This window comes from Sulfurospirillum arcachonense DSM 9755 (genome assembly GCF_000597725.1).
Taxonomy (GTDB): domain Bacteria; phylum Campylobacterota; class Campylobacteria; order Campylobacterales; family Sulfurospirillaceae; genus Sulfurospirillum_A; species Sulfurospirillum_A arcachonense.
This window is the reverse complement of the sequence record NZ_JFBL01000030.1, coordinates 1-4,685: the sequence shown is the minus strand read 5'-3', so window position 1 is coordinate 4,685 and position 4,685 is coordinate 1. Positions and strand designations below refer to the sequence as shown.

Below are 4,685 nucleotides of genomic sequence, written 5' to 3'. Positions count from 1 at the left end.
GTGTAAAAGGCCTTAGTACTCGTTTTAAAATTGCACATTTTGAGCAAGATAATGATGGTAAATTCGATGATACAGATGAAATCAATATGGATATTAAATATGCATTTAGTGGAGCATTTAAAGGATTAAGTACTCGTCTATGGGCTGGATATACTTCATATGATGATGATAATGCAGATGATGATGACTTTACTAACTTACGTTTTTATGTAAAGTATAACTTCTAATACATTAAAGATTTACAACTCCTTGAAAATATTGGAGCTTTGCCTATCATGGTAAAGCTCCTTTTTTTATTTACATGTATTGCTTTTTAATAATTTATAATGATAAATATATTAATATTCTTTTGACAAAAGTTATTTAAGAATATTGAAAAGGGATAAAAAGTGAAAATTTTTCTTTTTGAATCAGATACAAATTTGGAAGAGAGAATTGTAACGTGCTTAAATAACTATCGTTTAAAATTTGACGTTAAACAAGTACAAGAGGAACAATCATTATTCGATGAGGCTAACTCTTTAGATCAATATGCTCTTTTTATTTTGAACCTCAAAGATCCTACGGATCCAAATATTATGAATTTTATTAGAAGAAATGGGAGTGATGCTCCTATTTTGCTTATACTAGAAGCTGGGCATCATGCTGATACTTTTAAAACTATTTATTATCACTCTTATTCAGATATCATTGTTAAAGATTTTGAACCTGAAGAAATAATGTATAAAATATATAAATTATGTGATATATGGAATGATGATACTTTCTTTTTAAATAATGGAATGCATTTTGATTTTAAAAAAGCTACCTTTGTCTCTAATGAAGAGTATATTTTTCTAGGCAAAAAAGAGGCACTACTGTTAAAATTTTTATTTGTAAAATCACCAGGTATTGCTACTTATTCTGAAATTCTTGCTTATGTATATCACAATGAAATCATCTTAGAAGCTAGAGTAAGAGCATTGGTAAACCAACTTAGAAATAAACTACCCGTAAATCTTATACATACAGTTAAAGGCAAAGGCTATCAACTATTGAGTAAAAAGCCTCTTTAATTCTTTGTAAATTCAATTTTTACTAAATATTATATTGTTGTTCCGAAGATTTAATGTTAGATTAAATTTTAACCGAATATAATTTCTATATATTAAATGATATAATTAAATTATCTTTAATTATAGACTAAATTTAACAAGGAGATATAATGAGTAAAGAGGCAATTTCAAGAAGAGAAGCACTAAAGATTGGTGCTTTAGGAACGGCAGGTTTAGCAATGTTAGGTGCTACTAATGCAACAGCAGCAACGGTTTTAGAAAAAAACGTTAAATTTGATGAAACATATGATGTAATTGTAATTGGTACAGGTTTTTCAGGTCTTGCAGCAGCAGCTAAAGCATCAGAGCGTGGTTTAAAAGTACTTGTTATTGAAAAAATGGGTCGTATTGGGGGTAACTCAGTTGTTAATGGTGGTGGTATGGCTGTACCAAATAATATTTATCAAAAGAAATATGGTGTGAAAGATTCAGGTGATAGATTTATTAAAGATTGTCTAAAAGCTGGACTTGGTATTAATCACGTCGAGCTTTTAGAAACTATCGTTAAACGTGCTAATGATGCATTTGATTTTTCTGTACAATGTGGTGCTCAATGGCAAGATGTTAAACCAGCATGGTTTGGTGGACATTCAGTTCCAAGAACATTGGTTACAGCTAACATGAGTGGATCAGGAATTATTAAACCAATGACTAAGTTTGTTGAAAAGCTTCCTGGTTGTAAAATCATGAGAAGAACTAAGTTTGATGATTTTGTAATGGATGATAAAGATGGTGTTGTTGGTGTTACAGTAAGAACTGGTTATAGATTCAATAGAAAACTTTTAAGTGATGATACGGAAAATACAACGGGTGATAAAAAAGTATTTAGAGCTAAAAAAGGTGTTATTTTAGCTAGTGGTGGTTTTGCTGCAGATAAAGTTTTCAGAAAATTACAAGATCCTCGTATCACAGCAGATCAAGATGCAACTAATCACTCAGGTGCAACTGCTGGAGCACTTTTAAAAGCATTCCAAATTGGTGCAATGCCAATTCATATTGGATGGATTCAACAAGGTCCATGGGCAAGTCCTGATGAAAGAGGTTTTGGTATAGCTCCACTTATGACACAACAAGGATTGTTCAAACATGGTATGGCTGTAGATGTTAGAAATGGGAAACGTTTCATGAACGAACTAGCTGATAGAAAGACTCGTGCTGATGCTGAATATGTCATTTTGCATGAAACTGCAGATGCATATCCCGTAGCAATAGGAACGTATAATACTTTTCCAAAACAACTACTTCCTCTCATAGACAAAGCTTTACACTCTAAGGTAATGAAAAAATATGATACATTAGATGCTGTAGCAGCAGCTTATAAAATTCCTGCAGCGGCACTAAAAGCAAGTGTGAAAAAATACAATGCTGGCATTAAAAAAGGTGTTGATGAGTTTGGTAAACCAGTGAAAACATTTAAAGGTAAAGGTATTGAAGCAAAAGGACCTTATTATTGTGTTCGTTTAGTTCCAAAACCACACCATACAATGGGTGGAGTTAAGATTAACACAAAAGCACAAGTAATTTCAGGAAACACAATGAAACCAATTGCAGGTTTATATGCAGCTGGAGAAGTAACAGGTGGTACTCATGGAGCGAGCCGTTTAGGAACTGTAGCTGTAACTGATTGTTTAACATTTGGTATGATTGCAGGAGAAAATATTTAATATAAAATAATTGTTTGAATAAGTTTAGGAGTAGTGCTACTATTTTGCTCCTAAACTTAAAAAAAAATCTTAAATCATATTTCTTATTATGGATTAGTTAAGTCATTTTTGATACAATATAAACCATAAACAAAAATTAACAAAAAAGAGAAGTATGAAAGTTTTTTTTTTATATTCCGATGTTAAGGTCCAAAATGATGTTATTGAGTGTCTTGACCAAAAACGTTTAAAAATAAATGTTAGAAAATCACAAAATATTCAAGATCTTTATGATGAAGTTGATTCTTTAGATACCTATAATCTTTTTATTCTTTATCTTGAAAATCCTATAGATGCAAGAACAATGAATTTTATTAGAGAAAATGGAGGATTGGCACCTATACTACTTATTTTAAATCATGACCAAGATCCTTCTACATTTAAAACCATTTATTATCTTTCATACAATGACATCATTATAAAAGACTTTCTTATAGAAGAGATGGTTTATAGAATTTATAAATTGTGTAATATATGGAATAATGATGTATTCTTCTTACCGAACGGAATGTATTTTGATTGTAAAAATGCTATTTTTATTAATAAAGAAGAACAGATACTGCTTGGAAAAAAAGAAGCTTCATTGTTAAAATATTTATTTTTAAAAACTCCTCACGTGGCTACATGGAGTGAAATAGTGACATATGTTTATCAAAATGAAATTATTAGCCAAGAAAGAATTAGGTCATTAGTAACACAACTTAGAAGTAAGCTACCTATTAAACTTATCAAAACAGTTAAAGGGCAAGGGTACCAAATTTTTAATTTGGAAAATAAAAAGTAGTTTATAAATTTTTAGATTAATCATTAATATTGAGCTTAATTTAAAAACTTAATTTTTTTTCTTTAAGTTTAATTTAATAGTTAATCTCACATTATATCTTTTAATTAGATGATATAATTCAATTTATCTTTAAATATTATAACTTAAAAAAGGAGAAATATAATGAGTAAAGAGGCAATTTCAAGAAGAGAAGCACTAAAGATTGGTGCTTTAGGAACAGCAGGTTTAGCAATGTTAGGTGCTACTAACGCAACAGCAGCAACAATCCTTGAAAAAGATGTTAAATTTGATGAAACATATGATGTTATCGTAATTGGTACAGGTTTTTCAGGTCTTGCAGCAGCAGCTAAAGCATCTGAAAGAGGTTATAAAGTACTTGTTATTGAAAAAATGGGTCGTATTGGTGGTAACTCAGTTGTTAATGGTGGTGCATTTGCAGTTCCAAATAATGCTGATCAAAAGAAATTTGGTATCAAAGATTCAGGTGATAGATTCATTAAAGATTGTTTAAAAGCTGGACTTGGAATTAACCATGTTGAACTTTTAGAAACTATCGTTAAAAGAGCTAATGATACTTTAGAATTTGCACAAAAATGTGGAGCTAAATTCCAAACTGGTAAAAAACCTTCATGGTTTGGTGGTCACTCAGTTCCAAGAACGATTATTACAGATAACATGAGTGGATCAGGAATTATTAAACCAATGACTAAGTTTGTTGAAGGTCTTCCTGGTTGTAAAATCATGAGAAGAACTAAGTTTGATGATTTTGTAATGGATGACAAAGATGGTGTTGTTGGTGTTACCGTTAGAACTGGTTATAGATTCAATAAAAAACTTTTAAGTGATGATGCAGAAAACACAACTGGTGAGAAAAAAGTATTTAGAGCTAAAAAAGGTGTTATTTTAGCAGCTGGTGGTTTTAGTGCAGATAAAGTTTTCAGAAAACTTCAAGATCCTAGATTAGGTGTTGATCAAGATGTGACTAATCATTTAGGTGCAACTTCTGGTGCAATGTTAAAAGCATTCCAAATTGGTGCAATGCCAATTCATATTGGATGGATTCAACAAGGTCCATGGGCAAGTCCTGATGAAAGAGGTTTTGGT

General features: G+C 30.7%; 4 protein-coding genes and 1 pseudogene. All 5 read left to right on the top strand.

The window, feature by feature from the left end; genetic code table 11:
* A pseudogene (locus tag K354_RS15145) lies at positions 1-227 on the top strand (OprD family outer membrane porin); the annotation flags it as partial.
* Between the two features lie 162 nt (positions 228-389).
* Positions 390-1,055 (top strand): response regulator transcription factor, encoded by a 666-nt coding sequence (locus K354_RS0113545; protein ID WP_024956010.1) that lies wholly within the window; start codon positions 390-392, stop codon positions 1,053-1,055.
* Positions 1,056-1,204: 149 nt separating this feature from the next.
* Positions 1,205-2,758: a flavocytochrome c gene (locus tag K354_RS0113540; RefSeq protein ID WP_024956009.1), complete on the top strand. Its 1,554-nt coding sequence runs from the start codon at positions 1,205-1,207 to the stop codon at positions 2,756-2,758.
* Positions 2,759-2,912: 154 nt separating this feature from the next.
* Entirely contained in the window at positions 2,913-3,581 is a 669-nt protein-coding gene (locus tag K354_RS0113535) for a helix-turn-helix domain-containing protein (RefSeq protein WP_024956008.1), read from the top strand.
* A 162-nt stretch (positions 3,582-3,743) separates the two neighbouring features.
* The coding region (locus K354_RS0113530) for an FAD-dependent oxidoreductase (protein ID WP_024956007.1) at positions 3,744-4,685 on the top strand (942 nt) is incomplete at its 3' end.

Bases quoted from the DNA above. Each gene is read 5' to 3' on its own strand.
- K354_RS0113540 (WP_024956009.1), top strand. From the start codon at position 1,205: ATGAGTAAAGAGGCAATTTCAAGAAGAGAAGCACTAAAGATTGGTGCT.
- K354_RS0113535 (WP_024956008.1), top strand. From the start codon at position 2,913: ATGAAAGTTTTTTTTTTATATTCCGATGTTAAGGTCCAAAATGATGTT.